At 41.6% G+C, this 25,554-nt stretch carries 26 protein-coding genes; 19 read left to right on the top strand and 7 right to left on the bottom strand.

Going from position 1 to position 25,554, the window contains the following annotated elements:
* The first annotated feature begins 174 nt into the window (after positions 1-174).
* From NSQ11_RS17895 to NSQ11_RS17885, 3 genes are all read left to right on the top strand, one after another.
* Positions 175-342 carry a hypothetical protein gene (locus tag NSQ11_RS17895; RefSeq protein WP_155403686.1) on the top strand — a complete coding sequence of 56 codons (168 nt, stop codon included), beginning with the start codon at positions 175-177 and terminating at the stop codon, positions 340-342.
* Between the two features lie 225 nt (positions 343-567).
* Complete coding sequence (locus NSQ11_RS17890; protein ID WP_212338425.1) at positions 568-1,695, top strand: aspartate phosphatase; 1,128 nt, start codon at positions 568-570, stop codon at positions 1,693-1,695.
* Positions 1,685-1,969, top strand: a complete 285-nt coding sequence (locus tag NSQ11_RS17885) for a hypothetical protein (RefSeq protein ID WP_017360144.1) — start codon at positions 1,685-1,687, stop codon at positions 1,967-1,969. Before NSQ11_RS17890 ends, NSQ11_RS17885 begins: the two co-directional genes overlap by 11 nt.
* Positions 1,970-2,293: 324 nt before the next feature.
* Here the strand turns inward: NSQ11_RS17885 and NSQ11_RS17880 are convergent, their stop codons facing one another.
* From NSQ11_RS17880 to NSQ11_RS17870, 3 genes are all read right to left on the bottom strand, one after another.
* Positions 2,294-2,962, bottom strand: a complete 669-nt coding sequence (locus tag NSQ11_RS17880) for a glycosyltransferase family protein (protein WP_035389886.1) — start codon at positions 2,960-2,962, stop codon at positions 2,294-2,296.
* Positions 2,955-3,644, bottom strand: coding sequence for a class I SAM-dependent methyltransferase (locus NSQ11_RS17875; protein ID WP_017368290.1), 690 nt, complete (start codon positions 3,642-3,644; stop codon positions 2,955-2,957). Before NSQ11_RS17875 ends, NSQ11_RS17880 begins: the two co-directional genes overlap by 8 nt.
* Before the next feature lie 297 nt (positions 3,645-3,941).
* Positions 3,942-4,082, bottom strand: a complete 141-nt coding sequence (locus NSQ11_RS17870) for an anti-repressor SinI family protein (RefSeq protein ID WP_008345506.1) — start codon at positions 4,080-4,082, stop codon at positions 3,942-3,944.
* Between the two features lie 458 nt (positions 4,083-4,540).
* On the opposite strand from NSQ11_RS17870, the gene NSQ11_RS17865 reads away from it, so the two are divergent.
* Positions 4,541-4,924, top strand: a complete 384-nt coding sequence (locus NSQ11_RS17865; protein WP_024719496.1) for a GtrA family protein — start codon at positions 4,541-4,543, stop codon at positions 4,922-4,924.
* Positions 4,925-4,950: 26 nt separating this feature from the next.
* The gene (locus NSQ11_RS17860; RefSeq protein ID WP_035389883.1) at positions 4,951-5,208 is read left to right on the top strand and encodes a hypothetical protein; all 258 of its coding nucleotides are present in this window, start codon (positions 4,951-4,953) and stop codon (positions 5,206-5,208) included.
* A 34-nt stretch (positions 5,209-5,242) separates the two neighbouring features.
* On the opposite strand, the gene NSQ11_RS17855 is transcribed toward NSQ11_RS17860, so the two are convergent.
* Positions 5,243-6,088, bottom strand: a complete 846-nt coding sequence (locus NSQ11_RS17855; RefSeq protein ID WP_007497828.1) for an AraC family transcriptional regulator — start codon at positions 6,086-6,088, stop codon at positions 5,243-5,245.
* 175 nt (positions 6,089-6,263) lie between these two features.
* On the opposite strand from NSQ11_RS17855, the gene NSQ11_RS17850 reads away from it, so the two are divergent.
* The 8 genes from NSQ11_RS17850 to qoxD all read left to right on the top strand — a co-directional run bounded on the left by NSQ11_RS17850 (position 6,264) and on the right by qoxD (position 15,537).
* A complete protein-coding gene (locus NSQ11_RS17850; protein ID WP_079919358.1) occupies positions 6,264-7,448 on the top strand; it encodes a galactokinase in 1,185 nt (394 codons plus the stop codon).
* A complete protein-coding gene (gene galE, locus NSQ11_RS17845; RefSeq protein ID WP_024719494.1) occupies positions 7,448-8,440 on the top strand; it encodes a UDP-glucose 4-epimerase GalE in 993 nt (330 codons plus the stop codon). The genes NSQ11_RS17850 and galE overlap by 1 nt, the downstream gene beginning before the upstream one ends.
* Before the next feature lie 31 nt (positions 8,441-8,471).
* Positions 8,472-9,992 (top strand): UDP-glucose--hexose-1-phosphate uridylyltransferase, encoded by a 1,521-nt coding sequence (gene galT, locus NSQ11_RS17840; RefSeq protein WP_035389880.1) that lies wholly within the window; start codon positions 8,472-8,474, stop codon positions 9,990-9,992.
* Positions 9,993-9,999: 7 nt separating this feature from the next.
* On the top strand, positions 10,000-11,082 hold the full coding sequence (locus tag NSQ11_RS17835; protein ID WP_035389879.1) for an aminopeptidase P family protein: 1,083 nt from the start codon (positions 10,000-10,002) through the stop codon (positions 11,080-11,082).
* Between the two features lie 513 nt (positions 11,083-11,595).
* Positions 11,596-12,552, top strand: a complete 957-nt coding sequence (gene qoxA, locus NSQ11_RS17830) for a cytochrome aa3 quinol oxidase subunit II (protein WP_089374137.1) — start codon at positions 11,596-11,598, stop codon at positions 12,550-12,552.
* A gap of 27 nt (positions 12,553-12,579) precedes the next feature.
* Positions 12,580-14,538, top strand: coding sequence for a cytochrome aa3 quinol oxidase subunit I (qoxB, locus tag NSQ11_RS17825; protein ID WP_008345496.1), 1,959 nt, complete (start codon positions 12,580-12,582; stop codon positions 14,536-14,538).
* Positions 14,538-15,155 carry a cytochrome aa3 quinol oxidase subunit III gene (gene qoxC / locus NSQ11_RS17820; RefSeq protein WP_007497820.1) on the top strand — a complete coding sequence of 206 codons (618 nt, stop codon included), beginning with the start codon at positions 14,538-14,540 and terminating at the stop codon, positions 15,153-15,155. Before qoxB ends, qoxC begins: the two co-directional genes overlap by 1 nt.
* A 1-nt stretch (position 15,156) precedes the next feature.
* Positions 15,157-15,537, top strand: coding sequence for a cytochrome aa3 quinol oxidase subunit IV (gene qoxD, locus NSQ11_RS17815; protein WP_007497818.1), 381 nt, complete (start codon positions 15,157-15,159; stop codon positions 15,535-15,537).
* A gap of 77 nt (positions 15,538-15,614) precedes the next feature.
* On the opposite strand, the gene NSQ11_RS17810 is transcribed toward qoxD, so the two are convergent.
* Positions 15,615-15,878 (bottom strand): spore morphogenesis/germination protein YwcE, encoded by a 264-nt coding sequence (locus tag NSQ11_RS17810; RefSeq protein ID WP_008345491.1) that lies wholly within the window; start codon positions 15,876-15,878, stop codon positions 15,615-15,617.
* Between the two features lie 475 nt (positions 15,879-16,353).
* On the opposite strand from NSQ11_RS17810, the gene NSQ11_RS17805 reads away from it, so the two are divergent.
* The 3 genes from NSQ11_RS17805 to NSQ11_RS17795 all read left to right on the top strand — a co-directional run bounded on the left by NSQ11_RS17805 (position 16,354) and on the right by NSQ11_RS17795 (position 19,484).
* A complete protein-coding gene (locus NSQ11_RS17805; RefSeq protein ID WP_008345489.1) occupies positions 16,354-17,565 on the top strand; it encodes an FtsW/RodA/SpoVE family cell cycle protein in 1,212 nt (403 codons plus the stop codon).
* Positions 17,566-17,675: 110 nt separating this feature from the next.
* Complete coding sequence (nfsA, locus tag NSQ11_RS17800) at positions 17,676-18,425, top strand: oxygen-insensitive NADPH nitroreductase (RefSeq protein ID WP_008345486.1); 750 nt, start codon at positions 17,676-17,678, stop codon at positions 18,423-18,425.
* Between the two features lie 54 nt (positions 18,426-18,479).
* Entirely contained in the window at positions 18,480-19,484 is a 1,005-nt protein-coding gene (locus NSQ11_RS17795; protein ID WP_225310525.1) for an LLM class flavin-dependent oxidoreductase, read from the top strand.
* A gap of 11 nt (positions 19,485-19,495) precedes the next feature.
* On the opposite strand, the gene NSQ11_RS17790 is transcribed toward NSQ11_RS17795, so the two are convergent.
* Both NSQ11_RS17790 and NSQ11_RS17785 read right to left on the bottom strand, forming a co-directional pair.
* Positions 19,496-19,723, bottom strand: a complete 228-nt coding sequence (locus NSQ11_RS17790; protein WP_017368281.1) for a hypothetical protein — start codon at positions 19,721-19,723, stop codon at positions 19,496-19,498.
* An 81-nt stretch (positions 19,724-19,804) separates the two neighbouring features.
* The gene (locus NSQ11_RS17785) at positions 19,805-22,228 is read right to left on the bottom strand and encodes a S8 family serine peptidase (RefSeq protein WP_342501186.1); all 2,424 of its coding nucleotides are present in this window, start codon (positions 22,226-22,228) and stop codon (positions 19,805-19,807) included.
* Between the two features lie 503 nt (positions 22,229-22,731).
* On the opposite strand from NSQ11_RS17785, the gene NSQ11_RS17780 reads away from it, so the two are divergent.
* The 3 genes from NSQ11_RS17780 (at position 22,732) to NSQ11_RS17770 (ending at position 25,539) form a co-directional block, all read left to right on the top strand.
* Positions 22,732-23,010, top strand: coding sequence for a hypothetical protein (locus NSQ11_RS17780; protein ID WP_065461291.1), 279 nt, complete (start codon positions 22,732-22,734; stop codon positions 23,008-23,010).
* Between the two features lie 51 nt (positions 23,011-23,061).
* Entirely contained in the window at positions 23,062-23,895 is an 834-nt protein-coding gene (locus NSQ11_RS17775) for a PRD domain-containing protein (protein ID WP_026050173.1), read from the top strand.
* Positions 23,896-24,150: 255 nt separating this feature from the next.
* On the top strand, positions 24,151-25,539 hold the full coding sequence (locus NSQ11_RS17770) for a sucrose-specific PTS transporter subunit IIBC (protein WP_008345474.1): 1,389 nt from the start codon (positions 24,151-24,153) through the stop codon (positions 25,537-25,539).
* The last annotated feature ends 15 nt before the right edge of the window (positions 25,540-25,554 follow it).

The following is a 25,554-nucleotide window of genomic DNA, read 5'->3' as shown; positions in this document are numbered from 1 at the left end:
TTAAGTGGCGGCGTAAAAAAATACAACAGCATAATAATTCATAGTACTCCCTCCTTTTTTGACATGTTTTCATCCTATCATTGATCGGTTTGAATTTGGGAATTCATTGGAAAATTCCTTTTTGGGTTGCGGTGACCGCAATTTAGGTTCTTTTATAAGGGAGGCGAATGTATGATGACGGTAATATCAGTATTGATGATGTTAAATGGTGCTTGTTATTTTGCTGTTTATATGAAAAAACGTAAGAATAATAAAGAAAAAGAGATGGGGTATAAAGTTATTTTTGCTGTTGTTTTCTTTTTATTGAGTGTCCCATTCATCAATATGGTCATTACTGGATAATAAAGAACAGGCTGAAGAGCCTGTTTTTTGTTACTTAAAATACATGGCGCCTATTTCAAAAACACCACTGCGATTACGTATAAAAATCGATATGTCTTGTGCCCTACTTGCTTAAAAAGTGCTTGCGCTATGCCGAAAATTTTACAAATCAATGGATAAATAGGGTTTTATTAGGAGTTGTTATGCTAACATTTATTAAAAATTGGTTTTCTAGGGGGATTGTAAATGGCTTCTATACCGTCTCCAGTTGTAGCGATCAAGATAAATGAATGGTATAAGCAAATAAAAAGATTCAATGTTAAAGAGGCTCAGAAGCTAAGAGAAGAGGTTAGAAAAGAAATCGATGTCATGGAAGAAGATGAACAGGCGGTTCTTTATTTTCAGTTGATGGAGTTCCGTCATCAATTGATGACAGACTATGTGCAGCCTTCTAAAGAACCACTTGAAAAATCGGATTACTTGAAAGCTGTAGAAGGACAAGGAAAGAAGATGTCAGCCATTCTTGAATACTATTTTAATTTTTTTCAAGGGATGTATGAATTCAAAAAAGGAGAGTTTATTAGAGCTATTGTGTTCTATAAGCGCGCGGAAAAGCGCCTAGAGCAAGTAGGGGATGAGTTAGAGAGAGCGGAATTTTATTATAAATTATCAGAAGTGTTTTATCACATGAAACAGACACACGTGTCTATGTATTACGTTGGTCTTTCTTATGATACTTATAAGGCACATAAGAGCAATTCTCTTTATATGATTCGAGAAATTAATTGTCTAACTGTTATGGCAGGTAATTTCATTGATTTTGAATGCAGAGAAAAGGCGCTTCCTCATTTATTGTCAGCTTTAGAAAAATCTAAGGCAATGTCTAATAAGTCAATGATTGTGAAGTCATTATTTAATATTGGGTGTTGTTTTAAAGGATTAGGTGATTTTAATAGGGCACTAGCTTATTTTAATCAGGTGATTCTAGAAGGAGAGCCTATTAATGCTACAGAGTTGCTTTTGGTTTATTATGAATTATCGTTATTTCATTTGAGTCAAAAGGAATTTATTGAGGGTGAAAGATTTTTCAAAAGAGGCTTGGAAGAAGCGAAGAATAGAAAAAATGATCTATTTTTATCGTTACTGATGGTATTGGACATTTTATTTTTAAAAACAGCAAACCTAAGTGAAGTCTTGAGCTCATTGGAAAAATTAGAGAATGAGAGGGGTTATCCATACATGGAAGACCTAGCGCTCGAAGCGGCTCGGTACTATAATGAGAATGGGCGTATGGATGAATCTGTAAAAATGTATGAAAAAGTGATGTACGCCCGAAAACAAATCCAAAGGGGCGACTGTTCATATGAATTTTAAAACGGTTCTTACTGGTTTTTTGAGTGCTTCAGCATTGCTAGGTGTGATCTCATTATCATCTGTCGATTTTGATGTGAATTCAAGAAATGCTACTTCTCCAGAATCCACTGATCTGACTGTAAGAAATGCTACAGGCAGTAGCGTTACTACTGAGGATTTTCCTCTTATAACTTTATCTCAACAAGATAACGATTTTGCTGTGAGGAACGGAACCCGTTCTAGTGAAAATCCTGATGTTCGTTTTGGAACCCGTGATTCTAGATTATCTACTTGATGAATCAAACAGATCTTTAGGGTCTGTCAGGCTGTCGAGGAAATCTCGACAGCCTAATTGTCCCCATTAAAACTTACATCTCTCCATTTTATAATAGAGAAAAGCATATACAATAACGGATCGGAGTGGTTATCGGTTCTACAAATCAGATCCGAAAGCATGTTGAAAGCTGCACAAGATCTCAAAAGCACCAAAAGGCCATTTCAAGACATGTGTGGAAGGCCTTTTCATTCATTCTCACCTAACATCATGACGTGGAAAATAAAAAAGAATGTAGAAAAACATGAGTTTCTCTACATTCTGGGCACCCGAAAAGGGTGCTTTCTACCGATAATGCGCAAGAAATGTTTGTCTTGCTTTTTCATATGCTTCTGCATCAAAATGATCTCCGCATTTGTGAATACACCAGGGCTCCACTTGCCTTGCAATCCCAACCTCATATCCTTGCTGTGCAAACTCAAAAGATTGTGACACATCATAAAAATGAAAGCCGTCTAAAAGATCCTCACGCCATTTGATATCATATTGTGTTGCCATAAAAAGACCGTCAATAGCAGAAGCTTTGATATAACCTTGGGGCTCTGTCTGTGGATGACCAGATTCAAACGTCAGTAGCTGATAGGTGTCGTGCCGATATTCAATGACTTTCCCTCTGCAATCATGGCTCTCCCACCAGATTCCATTGTCTGGCACACTTTCTGCACCTATTACCCCAAGCATGCCAAGAGATGGATTTTGCAAGAAAAGTGGGATCAGCTCGAGAAGCATATGCTGTTTGACGATGAGTGTATCTTGATGAAGATAAATTTTAAACTGTGCAGGATGAGTGAGAGCTTCATTGTATCCAGAGGCCATACTTGATGCATGTCTAATGGGCAAAACCTCTACATGATACCCGTGCGGAGCAGGAAGTGAAGCGAGCTGCCGGAAGCAAGCTTGAAACATCGACTCATCATTTACACATAAAACAAATAAGATGGTGGGGCTACTCATTGAGTTGAACCGCCTCAACCACGTATTGATAGGCTGTCGCTGCCTCGTTAAAATCAAAACGGATGCCATGTTTTACGAGTAATTCATGTAGATCATTCATGACGCCCGTATAGGAAGGGTGTTGTACACGAATGGTTTCAAGCTCACGAACATGAAACCCGGCTGACTGAAAGAGGGCATGAATTTCGTGAAGGGTAAAGAAGCGTAAATGTGTTTGATCCATTAATCCTGCATCTGTATAAGAAAATCTCCCAGCCAGTAATTCTAAAACCGTTGAAATATGACCAATATTCGGAATGGAAGACAAGATGACCCCTTCCTTTTTCAGAAAAGGTTTGACCTTTTTTAAAACGGCCCAAGGGTCCAATAAATGTTCAAGAACATCTCCGAAAATGATGCAGTCAAATTGTTCATGCTGATAAGGCAGCGCCATCTGTTCAATATTGCCGCATAAAACATGATCCAGCGCTTTCTCAGCCTGCTTTGCTGCATCTTCAAAAGATTCAATTCCATATATGGTACGGTCTTGTTGTTTTAAGACTTTTCCAAGCTGGCCTGTGCCGCATCCGATATCCAAGATAGACGTCCATTCCTTGCGAATACGATGGACAATCACAGGGTTCACACCGTGATAATATTGATCCTTCTTTTGATGATAATAAGATAGGGAATCTGAACTCACGCGCCACCCACCTTTCTTCTTTCTTGTGTCTTATGCTTAATATATGGGTGGGGAGCTTGGTTTTATAACGAAAATGGGCAATTTTCATGAATGACAGCTAAAAAGGGGTCATATAAAGAACAGGGAACGGACTGTCCTCCTAAAAATAGAAAGACAGAACCCCATTGAGTGGAAGGGATTGGTATGATGAGGTGTTCAATTATTGTAGCGTATCGTCATGAAAGGATGTTTAAAGGTCAATTGACAGGTTAGAACTTTAGCCAAAGCAATCTGAAAGACAAAGGATAACGGCGTTGATTACGGTTTGTTTATCATCTTCTGATCACCGTTGGATGTTAAAAAAGCTTGTATTTCCTCGATGCCTAGTCCAATTTTTTTCGCTTCTTGAATCAAATAAACCCACTCTTCGTCAACTCTTCTTTTCACTTGCGTATCCATAATATCCTCCAGTTCAATAAGACATATTCATCTGCAACCAATGACTTGAACAAACCGTCTAGTAACTGTACGTGTATGTGAATGGAGTACAAAAATAGATTTTTGTCGAAAAATGATGACATTTAACCTATTTTGTAAAATCTATCACCTACCACGTCCCTAAAAAAATGACTAAAAAACCCATAAATATTGAATTCTTACTTCTCATAATAAACAATTGTAAAGTCAGTTAAAAGATTATAAATTAAAATAATGATAAAGACCTAAATCATTTGACTCATATAAACCCATAAGGTTGACATATGCCATCAGCGAGAACAAATTTCATCTTTACAGGACGCACATATTGTTCGTTTGGGAAGTTCTTCTTAAGATGGTATTCTAAAAGAAACAGAATTCACCAAGAAGGAATGAAGAAAGACATGTATAGCCTTTTTCAAAAGTATCAAGAAGTTGTCATGTATCTGATCATGGGTGTGTGTACAACCATTGTCAACATAGTCAGCTTCTATTTATTCGTTGAGATGTTTTCTATGGATTACAAAACAGCAACGGTTGTTTCATGGGTATTTGCTGTGCTCTTTGCTTATATCACCAATAAGAAGTATGTCTTCAAGCAAAAGGCTCGTGACACAAAAAGCCTGATGCGTGAGCTTTCTTCATTTTTTAGTGTCCGTCTCATGTCTCTAGGTGTAGATCTGGGGCTGATGATTTTATTTGTGAGCCAAATGGCGCTCAACGAAACCGTCGCAAAAATTCTTGTTAACTTTGTGATTGTCGTGGTCAATTATGTCGCCAGTAAATGGTTCGTCTTCAAGAAAACAAAAGAAGATGCGATTTAACACATGAAAAAGATAGGTGATGTGAAATGAGCAGCAGGCCAGACGAATTATATGATGCCATATATCAACAAACAGAAAAGCAGCATGAACAAGTGTTGAGGCTAGTCAAAGAAATGACCGCACATCCAGAAGCATTTTCTGAACAAGAAAAGGAAAAGATCAACCGAATGGACATTGCGCTTCAAACGGCATCGGACATTTTAGAAAATTTAATGACCCCTGATACGCAAATGACCATTGTTTTAAGACAAGGGAGAATTCGTGTTGACCTGACGAAAGCGTAAAAGAAGCAGCCAATTGAAAAGCGGCTGCTTTTTATTATGCATCGCTTGTTTCCCGGAGTTGCTTTGGAGACATGCCGATTTTCTTTCGAAAGACTTTATTCAAGTAATTCGCGTTTCGGTAGCCGCACTGTATGGCGATTTCTTCAATCGAGTATTTCGTTGTTTTCAGTAACGTTTCCGCCTTTTCTAAACGAATATTGGTTAAATAATGAATCGGTGTGAAGCCAGTTGCCTTTTTGAATTCCCTCGTAAAATGACTTTTGGATAAACGTGCCGCAGCTGCCATATCGTCAGGCCCAATCTCCTCGTGAAAATGGTGGCTTGCAAATAAGGCCGCTTGGACGATGGGCTCAGGCCATTTCTCCATTTGTCCCTCAAGCTTTGGCAAATATGAATACAGTTCCATGACAAATTGATAAGCAAGGCTAGACCCCTCAAATGGATTGGTAATCCGTCTTTCACTGGCTTCATCATAAATCTTCTTTAGCAGGCGGATCGGTTTGGAATTCGGATGAAAACGCATGACCTGCTTTCCTTGATCGATAAATTGATCAAAGCAAAGGTCACAGGCTTCCCCATAAAGTGTTAAATAGAGAAATTCCCAATGTTCACTGTCTTCTGGAAAATAGTATTGATAAGCACTGGGGCTTTTCACCAGAAAGGCCTGTCCAGGCAATACTTTGAATCGTTTCTGTCCGATTTCAATCATGCCGTGTCCAGACAGTGTGAGCTGAAAGATGCACTTGCCCTGATCCTTCCGCTCTACGCCATTCCAGCTGTATAACGAAGATGATTGAACTTCCCAGCCAACAGACCAGATTTGGGCCGGCAATGTCACATCAGAATGGTGAAAACGAAATGCAAATGCTTCCTTCTTCAAATTGGAAACCCTCCTTCACAGCAAAAAACAACCTTTTTCTATTTTGAATCATGTTACACCTCATATCACATCGTACCATTCACAGCAAAAAAAGGGTATTTTTTAACGATTTTTTTACCATTGAACTTCAGCTGACGGGGCAACTAAAATAAGATTATCAGAAGAGAAAAGGGGAATGGATATGATCGACACATTACGAGCAGCATTTCACCAGCAATTTGGAGATCAGGATGAACTCCGCTATTTTTTCGCCCCAGGCAGAGTCAATCTGATTGGTGAACACACAGATTATAATGGGGGCCATGTCTTTCCATGTGCACTCACTCTTGGTACATATGCTGCGGGAGCAAGACGATCAGATGGACGCGTCAGAATGTATTCCTTGAATTTTGAAGAAGAAGGTGTGAAAGAGTTCGACCTTTTTGAAATCGCTTTCTTAAAATCGGACGGCTGGGCGAACTATCCGAAGGGAGTATTCCAACAGTTTATCGAAGCAGGCATGGATGTGAAAGAAGGCTTTGATATTGTGTATGCTGGCAATATTCCAAATGGCGCAGGCCTGTCATCCTCTGCCTCTATTGAGCTCGTCACGGCTGTCTTGATCAATGAATGGTCGTCATTCGGCGTAACGCAAATCGACCTAGCCCTTCTTGCGCAGCGTGCTGAAAATGAGTTTATTGGCGTGAACTGCGGCATTATGGATCAATTTTCAATTAGTCTTGGAAAAGAAGGTCACGCTATTTTGCTCAATTGTGACACGCTTTCCTTTGAATACAGCCCATTTCGGCAAGAGGGTCTGGCACTTGTCATTGCCAATACAAATAAAAAACGAACACTTGCAGATTCCAAATACAATGAACGCCGTTCAGAATGTCAATCTGCTTTAAACGATCTTAGAAAAGAATTAGATATCGGTCATTTATGTGAGCTCACGGAGGATGAATTCGCTAAGCATGATCATTTGATACAAGATGAAACGTGTAGAAGACGTGCAAGACATGCCATCACGGAAAACGAGAGGACCATGAAAGCAGTAAATTTTCTGAAAGATGATAAAATGGAAGAACTAGGTGCACTCATGAAGGCATCTCACCTTTCTTTAAAGAATGATTATGAAGTCACTGGGCTTGAGCTAGATGCACTGGCTGAAGCCGCATGGCAACATCCAGGGGCGATTGGTTCGCGTATGACAGGTGCTGGCTTTGGGGGCTGTACCGTCAGCATTGTGAAAGAAGAGCTGCTGGACTCATTTATAGAAGAAACAGGTGCGATTTATCAAGAAAAAACAGGCATTCAAGCCTCTTTTTACACAGCTGGAATTGGAGGCGGCGCTAGAGAATTAACGAAGGAGGAATTTTGATGGCAATTTTAGTATGTGGGGGAGCAGGTTTTATTGGCAGTCATGCGGTAGCGGCTCTTTTGGCTAAAGGAGAACAAGTGGTGATTGTGGATAATTTGCAGACAGGTCATAAAGAGGCAGTCGTAAAGGGTGCCGTATTAGAAGAGGGGGATTTAAGGGATCACGCTTTTTTAAGACGTGTTTTTCAAACACATGACATTGAAGCAGTCATGCACTTTGCGGCAGATTCACTTGTTGGAGAAAGTGTAACAGACCCGCTGAAGTACTATGACAACAATGTCGGAGGGGCAACGGCTTTACTTCAGGTGATGAATGAATTTGATGTGAAACGCATTGTATTCTCTTCAACTGCTGCGACATATGGTGAACCAAAGCGTGTACCGATCGTTGAAACGGATGAGACGAACCCAACGAATCCTTATGGGGAAACAAAGCTCGCGATTGAAAAAATGCTGAAGTGGTCTGAGCAGGCATATGGTATCGAATACGTTGTGCTTCGTTATTTTAATGTAGCCGGTGCTCATACAGAAGGGATTGTCGGTGAAGATCATCAGCCAGAAACGCATTTAATCCCAATTATTCTGCAAGTGGCTTTAGGAAAACGTGATCAAATCATGATTTACGGTGATGATTATGAAACAGAGGATGGCACATGCATTAGAGACTACATTCATGTCATGGATTTAGTAGAGGCGCACATTCTAGCGGTTGAGCGTCTGCGTGAAGGAAAAGGAAGCGCGACGTACAACTTAGGGAACGGCACAGGCTTCTCTGTGAAGCAGGTCGTAGAAGCTGCAAGAGAAGTGACGGGGCATGCCATTCCAGCACAGGTGGCAGAAAGACGTGCGGGTGATCCAGCTAAGCTGATTGCTTCATCAGAAAAAGCGCTGAAAGAACTAGGATGGAAGCCGCAATATGCAGATCTCCACACCATCATTCAAAGTGCATGGGATTGGTTTCAGAAACATCCAGATGGCTATCAAAGTGAGTAACGTGTAGCAGGCAGGGGAGGAGACAAAGGGAATGGCGATTGATATTTTTGAAAAGCTAGAACAGCTGATTCAATATGGGGTTAATAAAGAGCTGATATCACCACTAGATATGGATTATACAAGGAACCGGCTGCTAGAGGTGCTTGGTCTCGATGATGCTGAGGCAAGAACAGTCTCAGGAGACAGCGACCTTGAAGACATCTTAATGCCGATGCTCGATTGGGCAGTTGAAACAGGTCTTATTCCTGACGGGACAGATACGTATCGTGATTTATTAGATGCCAAAATCATGGGCTGCTTGGTGGCGCCTCCGAGTGTCATCTATGCAAAGTTTGAAGAGAAACGCAAGCATTGCGGGCCAAAGGCAGCGACAAGCTGGTTTTATGAAATGCAGCAGCATGCCCACTATATTCATACAGGCAGAATCGCCAAAAATGTGCGGTGGTTTACAACGACAGAAGATGGTGAGCTTGAGATCACGATTAATCTATCGAAACCGGAAAAGGACCCAAAAGCGATCGCTGAAGCCAAAAAGCTGAGTCAAAAGCAATATCCTCTTTGTCTCCTTTGTAAAGAAAACGTTGGGTTTGGGGGACGCATCAATCACCCAGCAAGACAGAATCACCGGATTATTCCGGTGACACTTACAAATGAGTCGTGGTTTATGCAATTCTCGCCGTATGTGTATTACAACGAACATTGTATTGTGTTCAAGGGCGAGCATGAACCAATGCAGATATCTAAAAAGACCTTCGAACGTCTGCTTTCCTTCATATCTATATATCCGCACTATTTCATAGGATCAAATGCTGATCTTCCCATTGTTGGCGGCAGCATATTAAGTCATGACCACTTTCAAGGTGGTGCTCATGAATTTCCGATGGCGAAAGCAGAGATGGAAGAAGTGTTTTCTCTCGAAAAGTTTCCGAGGGTGAAGGCGGGTATTGTGAAATGGCCGATGTCAGTGATCAGGCTTCAAAGCAGCGACCAGCAGACACTTGCGGAGGCAGCGGATTTTATATTACATGAGTGGAAAATGTATTCAGATCCAGAAGCGGGGCTGTTCTCTCATACAGGAGAGACCCCGCACAATACCATTACACCAATCGCACGCCGTCATGGGGATGAGTACGAATTAGATCTCGTGCTACGAAATAATCGTACAGACAAGCAGCACCCAGGCGGAATCTTCCACCCGCACAAAGAAGTTCATCATATTAAAAAAGAGAATATCGGTTTAATTGAGGTCATGGGTCTCGCCGTCCTTCCTGGAAGATTAGCAGAGGAATTAAGCCAGCTAAAAGCGGCGCTGCTATCCAAAAAACCTCTTGAAGAAATCAAAGCCTGCCCATCTATCATGAAGCACGAGTCATGGGCAGAGCGCCTGATCGAAGATAATACCTTTACGAAGGACAACGTAGAAACCATCTTACAAAAAGAAATCGGCCTCATTTTTTCTCGTATACTCGCGCAGGCGGGTGTGTTTAAAAGAACAGAGCAAGGGAAAACAGCATTTAAACGTTTCATTCAAACACTCCATACAGGCAGGTGATGAGTTGATGATTGAACAGGTAAGAACTTTAATGGAAGAAAAGCAACTCGACGGTGTTCTGATTCAAAAGCGTAATAACTTTTCTTGGCTTACAGGAGGAAGAAGAAACCACATTGTGTTAAACACGCCAGAGGGCGTTTGTCAGCTACTTGTGTTGAAAGACGATATTGTCCTAGTTGTGAATCAAATGGAAGAAAAACGAATCATTGAAGAAGAAATGGCGTATTTTGACCATCCCTTTCAAGTCGTCACAATGGATTGGTTTGAGGATGAGACTCCTTACATTCAAACACTCATAAAAGACAAACGAATTGGTGCGGACATTCAAATGGAAGGAGTGGAATGGATCGAACCCGATTTGTCTCGTGTTCGATCGATCCTTTCAGCGCCACAGCTCAGCCAATACGAAACCCTTTGTCATGACACTGCGGTTATTGTAGAAAGTGTCTGTCAAGAAATCGTTCCAGGACAGACGGAGCATGAAATTGCTTCGCTTGTTGCTCAAAGAGCGATCGGGCAGGGAATGACGATAGAAGTGCTGCTTGTGGCAACAGATGACCGGATTCATCAATATCGCCACCCGATCCCAACAGAAAAAGCACTTCAAAAGCATGCACTGGTTGTCCTTTGTGCTGAACGGCATGGACTCGTGGCAAATGTCACAAGATCCGTTTACTTTGGACAGCTACCAAAGGAGCTTGAAGAAAACAAGGAAAGGCTTGCGCGAATCGACACGGTCATGAATGCGGCTACTCGTCCAGGGAACACCATTGGAGATGTATTGAAGGCCGGCATTGCTCAATATGAAAAAGAAGGATTTCCTGATAGCTGGAAAAAGCTTCACCAAGGTGGCAAGACTGGATTTGTGTCTAGAGAGATCATTGCAGTTCCTACATCGGTGGAAGAGATCCAGCTTCATCAAGTATTCACTTGGAATCCTTCCTTACCAGGATTGAAATCAGAAGATACGATGGTCGTCGAGAAAGAGGGGAATCGCTTTTTAACCTATACAGGCAAGTGGACGTATATAGACATAGAACATGAAGGAAGCATCTATAGACGACCAGACATTTTGGTGAGAGACGAATAATGAGAAGCCGGCGATGAGCCGGTTTTTTGCTGGAAGTCTTTAGTGAGTTTCCACTCATTTATCACCATTACCAATCATTACAGCGCATAGGGGGAGGATCGATACTTTCTTTTCTTGTCGACTTGCGTTAAAATGAGTAAGGTTTTTGTTAAATATGGGGATACCTATTTTAGAATTGTTTACCTAGATAAAATTTCATAAAGTTAAATTGAAATTTGACCAAACTTTTTTATTGTGGTAAACCTAAATTTGACAAAGTTCTTGATTGTTTGTCCTTTGCCTTCAACTCTCAACTTTTCAAATTCCTAGAAATTTATTGTGTGTGCAATAATATAAATTTATGGCGAATTTATGACATTTCAATAGAAATCTGTTGAAAAATAAATGAACTTTTGAAAAAAGGGGAGCTAACTCCAACAGATTTTGATAGCATTACAAAGGGAAGAAAAGTTTTCGAAGGCAGATGGCTTTTCACAATTATTCAGCAATTTATACATTATTTAAGGAAGGATGGTGATCTTCTTGTTCAGAGCCATTAAACCTATGCTTTTATTAGCGATGCTCGTGAGTGTTTTTGTATTAGGAGGTTGCAGCAATATCGCTGTTTTAGATCCTAAAGGACCAGTCGCAGCACAACAAAAAGACTTAATCCTTTTATCTATTGGATTCATGCTCTTTATCGTTGGTGCGGTATTTGTACTGTTTACCATCATTTTGGTTAAATACCGTGAGCGTAAGGACGTTGGAAACGCCTCTTATAACCCAGAACTACACGGGAATACGCTTCTAGAAGTTGTCTGGACAGTGATCCCAATATTAATCGTTGCTGCCCTTTCAGTTCCAACTGTAAAAACCATTTACTCTTTGGAAGAGGCGCCTCAAGCAACAAGTCATAAAGATCCACTTGTCGTTTATGCTACAGCAGTTGATTGGAAATGGATCTTCAGCTATCCAGAGGAAAATATTGAAACAGTGAACTACTTAAACATTCCAAAAGATCAGCCGGTTTTATTCAAAATCACTTCCGCTGATACAATGGCATCTCTATGGATTCCTCAGCTAGGCGGGGAGAAGTATGCGATGGCTGGAATGGAAATGGAACAATATCTTCAAGCTGATGAAGTAGGCACATATGAAGGAAGAAACGCCAACTTCACAGGAGAAGGCTTTGCTCAGCAAAAATTCAAAGTCAATGCGATGACGCAGTCTGACTATGATAAATGGGTAAATAAAACGAAAAAAGAAGCACCAAAGTTAACGAAGAAAACGTATGACTACTTGATGCTTCCTGATGCTGCAGATGTGCAGACATTCTCATCAACACATTTATCTTTTGCGAAGCACGGAGAGGATTCTGAATATGCACTCCAAGCACGCAAACGTTTAGGTTACCAATCAGTTTCTCCGCATTCCAAGACAGATCCTTTCGAGAATGTGAAGAACTATAAAAGAAAACTAGAAAACGAATAAACTGACTAAGGAAAGGAGGAGGCCGTTATGCATTTAAAATGGGATGAGTTTTTTGTAACTGGAGACCCATTAATTCTTGGTGCGCAAATTTCTATCGCTCTTACTTCCATTGCCATTGTGTTTGTTTTAACCTACTTCAAAAAGTGGAAATGGCTCTGGAAAGAATGGCTGACATCAGTTGATCATAAAAAGCTTGGAATCATGTATATCCTTGCTGCTGTGATTATGTTCTTCCGCGGTGGGGTAGACGGACTGATGATGCGCGCGCAGCTGGCGCTTCCTAATAATACGTTTTTAGATTCAAACCACTATAATGAAATTTTCACAACGCATGGTACGATCATGATTTTATTCATGGCGATGCCATTCTTAATTGGTTTAATCAACGTCGTGGTTCCTCTTCAAATTGGTGCACGTGACGTTGCATTCCCGTATTTGAACAACTTGAGCTTCTGGACATTTATGGTCGGAGCAATGCTGTTCAACATTTCCTTCGTTATTGGAGGATCACCAAGTGCAGGCTGGACGAGTTACATGCCGCTCGCCGGAAATGATTTCTCACCAGGACCTGGACAGAACTACTACTTGCTCGGGCTCCAAATTGCAGGTATTGGTACACTAATGACAGGTATTAACTTCATGGTGACCATCTTAAAAATGCGTACAAAAGGTATGACGCTTATGCGTATGCCGATGTTTACATGGACAACATTGATCACGTCTGTCATTATCGTTTTCGCATTCCCTGTTTTAACAGTTGCTTTAGCACTTATGACATTCGATCGTTTATTCGGTTCAGCATTCTTTACACTCGAAGCGGGCGGTATGCCAATGCTTTGGGCGAACCTTTTCTGGATTTGGGGACATCCTGAGGTATATATCGTTATCCTGCCGGCTTTCGGTATTTTCTCAGAAATCTTTGCGACGTTCTCAAGAAAGCAGTTGTTTGGTTACAAAGCGATGGTTGTATCGATTGTGGCAATCTCTGTTCTTAGTTTCCTTGTGTGGGTTCACCACTTCTTTACAATGGGGAACAGTGCAGCGGTTAACTCATTCTTCTCGATCACAACAATGGCGATTTCTGTACCAACAGGTGTGAAAATCTTTAACTGGCTCTTTACAATGTATCGAGGCCGTATCAGTTTTACATCTCCAATGCTTTGGGCACTTGGTTTCATCCCGAACTTCGTAATCGGTGGTGTGACTGGAGTTATGCTTGCGATGGCAGCTGCGGATTACCAGTACCATAACACGTACTTCTTAGTATCCCACTTCCACTATGTATTAATCGCAGGTACTGTATTTGCTTGTTTTGCAGGTCTTGTTTTCTGGTATCCGAAAATGTTTGGTTACAAGTTAAACGAACGAATCGGCAAATGGTTCTTCTGGGTATTCATGATCGGATTTAACATCTGTTTCTTCCCGCAGTACTTCTTAGGACTGCAAGGAATGCCAAGACGTATTTATACGTATGGACCAGAAGATGGCTGGACTGCACTAAACTTTATTTCAACAATTGGTGCATTCATGATGGGTATCGGATTCATCATCCTTTGCTATAACATTTACTACAGCTGGAGACACGCGAAACGTGAAGTGTCTGGAGACAGCTGGGGAGAAGGACGTACGCTTGACTGGGCGACATCTTCTGCAATTCCGCCGCATTATAACTTTGCAGCACTTCCAGAAGTGACGTCACCAGATGCATTCCATCATTGGAAGCAAAACAATGTAGACGTTCATCCTGAAAAAGAATTCAAGAAAATTCACATGCCGCACAATTCAGGCAGACCGCTGATCATGTCTGCATTCTTCGGACTTGGTGCATTCGGTCTTGTATTTGAATGGTACTGGATTGGCGTTATCGGCTTAATCGGTGTATTCGCAACAATGATTTTACGTTCATTTGAATATGACGATGGCTACTATATTCCTGTTGAAGAAGTGATTGAAACAGAGAAAAAGAATAAGGAGGCGCAGAAGTAATGGGACATAATGATAGCAGCTATGCAAATGCACCGCTTGAATATCAGTCTGAAACAGGACGTTTAAACATCCTTGGTTTCTGGATATTCCTTGGCGCGGAAATCGTGTTATTCTCAACACTTTTTGCGACCTACTTTGTTCTTCATGGCAGAACAGCTGGCGGCGTTTTGCCAGCTGAGCTATTTGATATGAAGCTTGTATTGATCATGACATTCCTGCTATTGGTGAGTTCATTTACATGTGGGATTGCCGTTCATGAAATGCGCCGTGGAAGTACAAAAGGGGTTGTCATTTGGACGATTCTGACACTGCTTCTAGGTGCAGGCTTCGTTGGTTTTGAGATTTTCGAATTCTTCCATTATGTACATGAGGGTGCGAGCATCCATACAAGTGCATACTGGTCTGCATTCTTTGTTCTTTTAGGAACTCACGGATTACACGTATCCATCGGTATCTTCTGGATTACAGGTGTCTTGTTCCAAATTAAAAAACGTGGATTAACACCACAAACAGCAGCGAAGATCTTTATCTCAAGTCTATACTGGCATTTCCTTGATGTTGTATGGATTTTCATCTTCACAGCTGTGTACTTGATCGGATTAGGGGGGCTTTTGTGATATGGCTGGAAAAACACATTCCTCAGCAGAGCACGAACACTTCCCTTGGAAACACGTAGTCGGCTTCATTCTCTCCATTGTGCTAACCATCTTAGCATTCTGGATTGCCATCGGAGCTGAAATTGGCAGTTCTGCGAAACTATGGATTATCTTTGGTTTTGCCTTCATTCAAGCATTCTTGCAGCTGTTCATGTTCATGCACATGACAGAGAGTGAGAACGGGACTGTTCAAGTCGGAAATACTTTGTTTGGTCTGTTCTGTGCGATCATTTTCGTCATCGGGTCTGTTTGGATCTTCGCGGCTCACTACAGCCACGGAGAGAACAGCAAAGACGGTTATTCACCATCTGCGCCAAAGCAGTCTGAGCATTCAGAGAAATAATAAAAAACCACTCATCTTTCATAGGTGAGTGGTTTTTATGCTGATTGTGATAACGCTTCCAATTGATGATGCGATATCTATCTGCTGCTGAATCTTTTGCGAATGAATGGAAGTCCATAGATGAGGAAAGCTGCAATGTGAGCCAGAATCACGTTAATGGCAAAGAATGCGATCATGAAGGTATGTCCTGCTGGAGATAAACTGCTTGTCATGTAAAGACCGAAGAAAATCCACATAATCATGATGGGTGGAATAGATGCTAATGCAATCTTTCTGTTTTCCAACCATAAAAACAGGGGTGTAGCTGTTGCAATACATAGGTACGCAAAGAACATATCCATCGTATCCAACTCCTTTGTAAGTTGATGTTCAATTCAAATGAGAGGTCAGGATGCAATTGTGTCTGTTTTTAGGAGATATTGTGAACATTTTGTTACAAATATTATACCACAATTGACTTTGAAGTAAACTCAATAATTGGAAAATGGGCCTTATTCCGCAGAAATTGTTTTTTTCTTATACCTCAGTTAAGCTTATGCTGGCAAGATGTTCACCTTTCATATCGCCACATAAGTCATTGAATTTTCCCCTTAAAATCTGTAAAATAATCTTTTTAAAGGACTTATGATCGGTTGTCATGATAGAGTGGAAAGGAATTTTTTTCTATTGTTAGGATGAAAAGTATTTCATTTTTTGAAAATAGAATGGAACCTTTCAGGTGTCACTTCCGTCATATTTAAGGTGAGTTGCTTTTGTGAAAATTTCAATCTAATATAAATAAGGGCTTTTATGTTTTGTAATAAGGGTGGTTAGTTCATGAACAAGCAGAATACATCTCCTTACTATCAGGGAGATTTGATTTTTATATTTTTAGCCTTCTTTGCCATCAGTGTCATCGCTATTTATGCTGCGGGACAGTTTGGGCAATATGGATCTAATGCATGGACCAGACAGATCATTTACTACATGGTCGGGGTCATCTGTATTGTGGCTATTAATTACTTCGATCTGGAACAATTAGAAAAGTTGAGCTTATATATTTTTATAGGCGGCATTATGCTCTTAATTCTTTTAAAAATTGCTCCTGCACAAATTGCAGGTCATGATTTTGCTCCAATTAAAAATGGTGCAAAAAGTTGGTTTGTGTTACCGGGAATTGGAACATTTCAGCCTTCAGAGTTCATGAAAATTGGTTTGATTATGATGCTCGCCTCTGTCATTGGGAAGGCAACCCCAAGAGGAAAACGAACATTAGAAGATGATATTTTCCTACTATTAAAAATTGCCGGCGTGGCTGCTGTACCAGTCGGACTCATCTTTTTGCAAGATGCAGGTACGGCTGCGGTATGTATGTTTATTGTCGTTGTCATGGTCTTTTTATCAGGGGTCAACTGGAAATTGATCTCTCTCATCGGTTCAGTGGTTGTGCTCTTAGTTGCCGCTGTGTTAGCCGTGATTATTCTATTCCCTGATTTCGCACAAAAGATCGGAATTCAGCAGTATCAGATCAACCGGATTACCGCTTGGCTGCCTGATAGTTCTTCGACAGCCAACCAAGCCCAGACACAGGATGCATCTGGATCGGATAAATATCAAGTCGAGCAAGCCATTATGGCAATTGGGGCAGGACAAATTTTCGGGAACGGTGTTAAAAATTTAAAAGTATATGTTCCAGAAGCTCAGACAGATATGATTTTCTCTATCATAGGGGAAGCCTTTGGTTTTGTCGGCTGCGCATTTGTGGTGATCATGTTCTTCTTCCTGATTTACAGGCTTGTTGTGCTGATTGACCGTATCCATCCTTATAGCCGGTTTGCGTCATTTTTCTGTGTAGGATATACAGCATTGATTGTCATCCATACATTCCAGAACATTGGCATGAACATAGGCGTCATGCCTGTAACGGGGATACCACTCTTATTCATCAGCTTCGGGGGAAGCTCTGTTTTATCTGTTCTGATTGGATTTGGTATCGCCTATAATGCAAGTGTTCAGTTAACGAAATATCAAAGTTATTTATTTAAATAAAACGGGTAAAGGGCAGTCTAAGCGTAGGCTGCCTTTTTGGTGTGAGTTCTAACTTTTGAAAAGCAATGTTCATTTGACTTATGATAGTAGGAGTGAAGGAGGTCTTCGAATTGAATAAAACGATAGAAACCATCTTAAATCATCGGTCCATCCGTTCGTTTACAGATGAGCGTCTGACAGACGAAGAAGTGCTGACACTTATCAAAAGTGCACAGGCTGCTTCGACATCAAGCTATGTACAGGCGTATAGTATCATTGGTGTAACAGATCAGGAGAAGAAGGCGAAGCTTGCTGAACTGGCTGGAAATCAGCCATACGTTGAGAAGAATGGGCATTTCTTTGTTTTCTGTGCGGACTTGAAACGCCACGACTATATCGCAAAAAAAGCAGGAAAAAACCATCAAGAAGCGCTTGAGAATACAGAAGCCTTTCTTATCAGTGTGATTGATGCGGCGCTCGCTGCGCAAAATGTCAGTGTCGCCGCAGAATCTATGGGACTTGGCATCTGCTATATCGGCGGACTGCGTAATCAGCTGAAGGAAGTATCAGAATTACTTGAAACGCCTTCCTATGTGCTGCCGCTATTCGGTCTGGCCATAGGACATCCTGCCAATCCATCATCTCAAAAGGAACGGCTACCCGTTGAGCTGATCTACCATGAAAACACATATCAGCAAGACGAAGCTCATGTGGATCGTTATTTAAAAGAATACGATGATCGTATTTCATCATATTATGAAGAACGAACAAACGGTGAGAGAAAAGATACATGGTCTGAGCAAATGCTTCGAGGCTTTAGCCAGCCAAAACGTGCCTTCCTCGGAGATTTTGTGAAAGAGAAGGGCTTTAATCGAAAATAAATCAGGAAATCCCCCTTTCGAGTGAGAGAGGGGGATTTGTGTAGGAGGTGCGACATCATGAAATTAAGTATACTTGATCAATCTCCTTTGATTGGAGATGCGACGCCTGCTGAGGCGCTGAAGCAAACAGTCGAGCTGGCGAAGCAGGCAGAGAAATGGGGTTATCATCGATTTTGGGTATCAGAGCATCACTTTTCAAACCGGCTCGCAGGATCGAGTCCAGAGGTGCTTCTCGGTCATTTATCAGCTGTGACGTCACATATCCGTATTGGTTCAGGTGGCGTCATGCTGCCCCACTACAGTGCCTATAAAGTAGCAGAGAACTTCAGAGTGCTCGAAGCCTTGGCTCCGGGCAGAATTGATCTTGGCATTGGACGTGCTCCTGGAGGTATGCCGATCTCCTCCATTGCCCTTCATCATGGAGAACGGAAGCGACTTGGTGATCAATACCCCGAGCAGGTAGAAGAATTAAGGGTGTATTTACATGATTTAGCCGATGAATTTTATCCGCTGCCTCACCTGACCGCTTCTCCGAAAGTAGATACTGCCCCAGAGGTATGGATGTTAGGTTCCTCTGGAGGAAGTGCACGGCTTGCCGCAAAAGCAGGTGCAGGTTATACGTTTGCTCTTTTCATTAATGGAGAAGGCGGAGAAGACTCTGTGTCGCAGTATATCAACCGATTTGAACCTTCGGAATTTGGTGATGAGCCGCGTGTCAGTCTTGCGGTCTTCGTTTTATGTGCAGAAACAGAGGAACAGGCAGAAAAATTGGCTGTCAGCTTAGATTTATCATTATTAGCTAGCGAACAAGGACAGAACCTTGGCGGCTTTCCTTCATTTGAACAGGCAAAGGCCTATTCCTACAGTCCATATGAACAAAAACGAGTAGCAGCCAATCGACAGAGAATGGTTGTTGGCACACCATCTTCTGTGAAGCAGCAGCTGACAGCACTCGCAAAGGCGTATCGTACAGATGAAGTGATCGCTGTGACCATCACACATCACATGCAAGACCGTCTCACATCGTATCGTTTATTAAAAGAAGCTTTTGATGCATAACGTATGTAACTTTACCGACCGCGCAGCCAATAAAAGGGATAGAGGAGCATCATGGTGAGAATAAAGGCAGCTGTCACCGCCAAGCTAAGCGGATAAATGCAGGTGGTATAGACAGTCAGTTCACATGCTTGATGAAAAGGACGAGGCTGTTTTGCATGTAAAAAGGTAAAAAAATAAACCAAGGTGATCGTGAGAAAAAAAGCCGTCATAAAAGAAACGATCCATAGCCATATCAACATGAATTTCTCTTTCCTCCATACATGATAGAAAAGCCTTGTTGAGCTGATGGGCTCATACAAGGCTTTTTATGTGATTCTTGTTTATTCAGGATAAATATCGAATGGTTCTTTTGTTTGAACCGTATCTGATTTGCCTTTCAGGCTTGCATACGCAAGCATTGTATACTCACCTGCTTCTAACTTCTGTCCTTTATTGATCGTGCCATTCCATTTCACACGATGCTCTCCTTTATCAACATGTTGATAAACTCCTGCTTCACCTAAATACTCTCCATCTGTCGAGTAGACGAGGAATGCAAGGTTTTCAGCACCGCCTGGGAGATAGCTGCTAATAACATAGCTTCCAGCACGGTTATCCGGCTCTACGGAAACCGAAGTGACGCGCGGGTAATCAGGCTCTTTTACAATCAATAAAGTAGGGATTTCAGTGACCTTTCTGCCATTTTCGCGAATGGTGATACTGCCTTGGTACGTTCCTTTTTTCGTTTTTCCATAATTCACTTGTACTGCGGAAGTAAAGGACCCTGTGGAATTCCCTTTTACTGTGATTTTTTTCGTGCCGTTTGTGCTAATGCCGTTGCCATCGAACTTGTAATCAATGGTATAGGTTTTCGGTGCTTTTGACAGGTTTTCTACCTTGAACTTCTTCGTTTTGATTTGAACGCCCTTTTCTTTTAAGAAAGTGCCGTACGAATAGCTTGCATCAGACACAATAGAAGACGCTTGAAGTGATTCGATGATTCGAACGCTGCCTGTGCCCTGCGTATTGTGAGGGAACGGGTTACCATTTGGGTCATACAATGTTTCTGCTGTATTCATCATCAGCGCTTTAATTTGCTCTGTAGAATACGATGGTTTTGCTTGTTTAATAATCGCTGCTACTCCGGCTACATGAGGAGATGCCATGCTTGTTCCTTGCTTCGATCCATAGCCGTATGGCTGAGAAGGATCGTGTGTCGGAATGGTGCTGACAATACTCACGCCAGGTGCTGAAAGATCTGGTTTGATCATCCACGTATCGACAACAGGTCCACGAGATGAGAAGTCAGCGACTTGTTCACTTAACTCTTTCACAAATTGAATCGAGAAAGTCGTTGTATTGTTACCAGCCTCAATGGCTTTAACAAGCGCTGTTCCTTCCGCTTTTGACAGCTTAATCGTCGGAAGGGCTAGACCTGGTACATCCACAGGGATTTCTCCATCGGTATTGTTGTACATGACAACGCCGATCGCACCAGCAGCTTTCGCATTGTCCACTTTATCAACAAAGGCAATGGCTCCACGTTCAATCACTGCCACCTTTCCTTTGACATCGATGTTTTCAAAATCTTTTTCGTCACCGATGCCTGCTTGGACGAGTGTGACTTGTTTTTGGTCAAGTGCTTTTAAATCATTTTCTTGATAGTAGCCCATCACTTTTGCTGTTGAATAGTTCGGGAATTTCACGTTGTATAAACTGTACGGAAGCTGAGTGGCTCCGACAGAAATAGCATCTCTTGATGTCCCAGGAGATCCAACGGTCCAGCTGTTTGGCCCACTGTTTCCATTTGATGTCACAGCGACAACCCCTTCAGACATGGCCCAATCCAGTGCGATGCTTGTTGCATAATCAGGGTTATTCACACTGTTTCCAAGAGAGAGGTTCATGACATCGGCTCCGTCAGTGACAGCCCGGTCGATGCCTGCTAGGACATTTTCAGTTGTTCCTGATCCGCCTGGTCCAAGGACACGGTAGGCGAGAAGGGTAGCATCTTTTGCGACACCTTTAATTTGTCCATTTGCCGCAATTGTTCCTGCGACGTGTGTACCATGATCTGTCGATTCGCCTCTAGGATCTCCTTTTGGTGTTTCTTGTGGAGAATAGTCATTATCAACAAAGTCATAGCCTTTGTATAATCCGAAGTTTCCTTTTAAATCAGGGTGGGTATAATCTACTCCAGTATCAATGACAGCGACTTTTACTCCTTTTCCAGAGTAGCCGGCATCCCAAGCTTTTGGGGCACCGATAAATGGGGCGCTTTTATCCATGAGTGGAGAGACATCCTCATTAGGAAGCTGGACGCTTTTCTTTTTCACTTCATCTGTTTGATATGTAACATCCGGATAAACGGCTTTTACTCCGTCAACTGCGAGCAGTTTCGGGATTTCGTTTGCAGGAAGTTTCATAGAGAAACCAGAGAAGACTTTTTCATATTCTTGATGAACACTCGCTTTATCTAGCTTTTTGAGTGCTGCATTCTTTACTTTCGTTCGAGATTTTTTGAGGGAGGCCTTTGTTTGTGCTTCGCCTTCTTGCTTGGCTTCAACTAAGGATTTTTCCTTTAATTCAACAATGACAGTGGTGTGTTTTCTAGACTTAACATTGATTTCGCCGAAGATTTCTGCTTTTTCCAGTTCCACCTGTTTGTTCGATGGAGCGGCAGCAGCCTGACCTGTAAAGAATGTGGATAAGGTAAAAATAGTGGAGAACAATAGAACAGAAGAACGAGAGATTACTTTTTTCAATTAATTTTCCCCTTTCTAGCTGTGTATTTAGGGAGATAGCCTTTCTTTTTGTGGATAAATAGGAAAGATTCACTGCCCGTTATTAAGTATTCCATACGATGAAACCAATTCCTTTACTAAAATGGTCTTATTTTACATAGTCATAAAGAACTATTTTGTTTATAAAGTCACACTTATGCACAATAATCTGTTGATAACTCGATTATTCAGATATATATATATGGAAAATAAAAAAATCTCATACACAAAATCTAGTAAGAGGGTGTTGATATGTGGATAAACCCTGTTGATAAGATGTGCTTATCTTTGGGATAGTGTGTGTATAAAATTTTCAAAGAAACATTGTGGAACATGCTCATCTTCTGCACTTTTCAACAAAACTTCTGAAAACTAGTTCGTTTTTTCACCCAGATTGTGACAAACCTCTCTTTTTTCTCGGGATATGATAGGAACAGTTAATTTGCTAGAACTGCTAGATTCTAAGTAAATCGGAGGGATGTTCAGTGAAGAAATGGAAGAACTGGTTGAGTGTATGGTTTGGTTTTGTGATGAATGTGCTTGTGAATCCTGGTGAGCTGCTGAAGAAGCAAGGGGTGAAAGTGACAGCAGTGGATGGAGGATTCTTTCTTGCGGTGAATGAGAGAAAGCTAGAGAAACTGGCAGATGAAAAGAAGAAGAAGCGCAGGATAGAAAAGCCGTTTCAAGAAAGTCTGATGATGCTTTATGAAAAGACAACGAGAGAGGCTCGTGCCGGTCCGTTCTTATCTTTACAGAAAAGTTGAAACAGGGTAAAATCCCACATAAGACACGTTATCTGTGGGAGAGGATGCCCCTTGAAGATATATAAAATATTGAATAACAATGCAGTGGTTGTAAAGGAGGGTGATCAGGAGAAAATTGTGATGGGGCCCGGAATTGCTTTTCAGAAGGGGAAAAATGACGTCGTTCCCGTTCAAAAAATAGAGAAGATTTTTGTTGTGCGTGAAGAAAATGAGAAATTCAAACAAATTCTTGCGACATTGCCAGAAGCGCATATTGAGGTGGCAGAGCATATTATTAGTTATGCAGAGGGTGAACTCATGATGCCGCTCAGTGATCATATCCACATTTCACTGACAGATCATTTATCCTTTGCCATTGAACGCGTTCAAAAAGGCATTGTCTTATATAATAAATTGCTTGGTGAGATCAAAGTCTTATATAAGCAGGAATATGATATTGGAAAGTATGCCATTCGTTATGTAAAGGAGCGGCTTGGGGTTGACCTGCCGGACGATGAGGCAGGGTATGTGGCACTTCATATTCATACGGCCAAAATGAATACGGAGTCCATGAAGAAGACGGTCAAATACACAACGATGATCAAAGAAATGATCGAGCATATCGAAAGCGTTTTTGAGCGCTCGATTGATGAGGATAGTATTTCATATCAGCGCCTTGTGACACATTTGAGGTATGCATTAGGCAGGTTGGAATCGAATGAAGCATTTCAAATCATGGACGATGACATGCTGACTTTTATCCAAACAAAGTATGATTCGGCTTACCGGTGTGCACTTGGACTGGCTGATTTGCTGAAAAAAGAATATGGACTTCATCTCCCTGAATCGGAGATCGGCTACATCACGCTGCATGTCCAGCGTCTGCAGGATGCCGAATTGGTGTAAAGGTTGTGCCTGTCCGCAGGCTTTTTTTTATGCACACTACTCTAATTAGTGTATATGGGTCATTTGATTCGAAAAAATAGGTTGACGCAGGTCACGCTCTTATACTATGATGAAAGCGTAATCAAAAACCAATATCGTGGGATTGTGACTGTCAGGCAGGCAAGACCTAAAATTTGCGTAACGAGGGGACGTGTATGTCCTTTCATCGTTAGTGAATTTTAGGTCTTTTTTGTTTTAAAAAAAGGGGGAGACAACATGGATTATCAAAAAACAGCCAAAGAATTAACAACATTATTAGGCGGCAAAGAAAATGTCATTAGCGCAACACATTGTGCCACACGACTCCGATTGGTGATGAAAGATGAGGCGTTGATTGACAAAGATGCCATTGAAGAACTTGAGGGTGTGAAGGGTGCCTTCTCAAGCTCGGGTCAATTCCAGATCATATTTGGAACAGGTTCTGTCAACAAAGTATATGAGCCTTTTGCGCGTGAGGCGGGTCTTGAGGCAGACGACGAGAATCAAAAACCAGCCAGCCATGATGAAGCCGTGAAGCAAAAAATGAATCCACTTGCACGTTTTGCCAAGACGCTATCGAATATTTTTGTACCAATCATTCCAGCGATTGTAGCAAGCGGTTTATTAATGGGCCTATTAGGTATGATGAAAGCCTTCAAATGGGCTGATCCAAGCTCTGCCATCTTCCAAATGCTAGATATGTTCTCAAGTGCTGCCTTTATCATTTTACCGATTTTAATTGGGGTTAGTGCAGCCAAAGAGTTTGGTGGAAATCCATATTTAGGAGCTGTCATTGGGGGCATTATGATTCACCCGAGCTTGCTGAATCCATGGGGACTGACAGACGCAAAACCAGAATATATGCATCTATTCAACTTTGATATTGCGCTTCTTGGTTACCAAGGAACGGTCATTCCCGTGTTATTAACTGTGTATATCATGTGCGTGATTGAAAAGAACTTAAGAAAAGTTGTGCCGAACAGTATTGATTTACTTGTGACGCCGTTTGTGACGGTGATTGTGACTGGATTTGTGACGTTTATTGCTGTAGGACCGCTAGGGAGAATGCTCGGTACAGGGATCTCGAATGCACTCACTTATGTTTATGACCATGCAGGATTCTTAGCTGGACTGATTTTCGGAGGCGCTTATTCTTTAATTGTACTGACAGGTGTTCATCATAGCTTCCATGCGATTGAGGCAGGACTTCTGAATGATATTGGACGGAATTATTTGCTGCCGATCTGGGCCATGTCCAACGTCGCTCAAGGCGGAGCTGGGCTAGCGGTCTTTTTCTTAGCAAAGCGTGCAAAAACGAAAGAAATTGCTTTACCAGCAGCATTTTCTGCTTTCTTAGGTATTACAGAGCCGGTCATATTCGGTGTGAATCTTCGTTATCGTAAGCCATTTATTGCTGCAATGATCGGAGGTGCATTAGGCGGGGCGTTTGTCGTCTTCACGAAGGTAGCCGCCAACGCTTATGGTTTAACAGGGATTCCGATGATTGCCATTGCAGCTCCATTTGGTTTACAAAATGTGGTAAATTATGTTATTGGTATGTTAATAGCTGTTGCTGTTTCATTTATTCTTACCATCATCTTTAAAGTCAAAGAAGTCGAAAAATAATCAAGGAGTGGTCAC

It is taken from the genome of Bacillus sp. FSL W7-1582 (genome assembly GCF_038593325.1).
GTDB lineage: Bacteria > Bacillota > Bacilli > Bacillales > Bacillaceae > Bacillus > Bacillus altitudinis.
The sequence above is the reverse complement of the archived record's forward strand: the minus strand, read 5'-3'. Positions and strand labels throughout refer to the sequence as shown.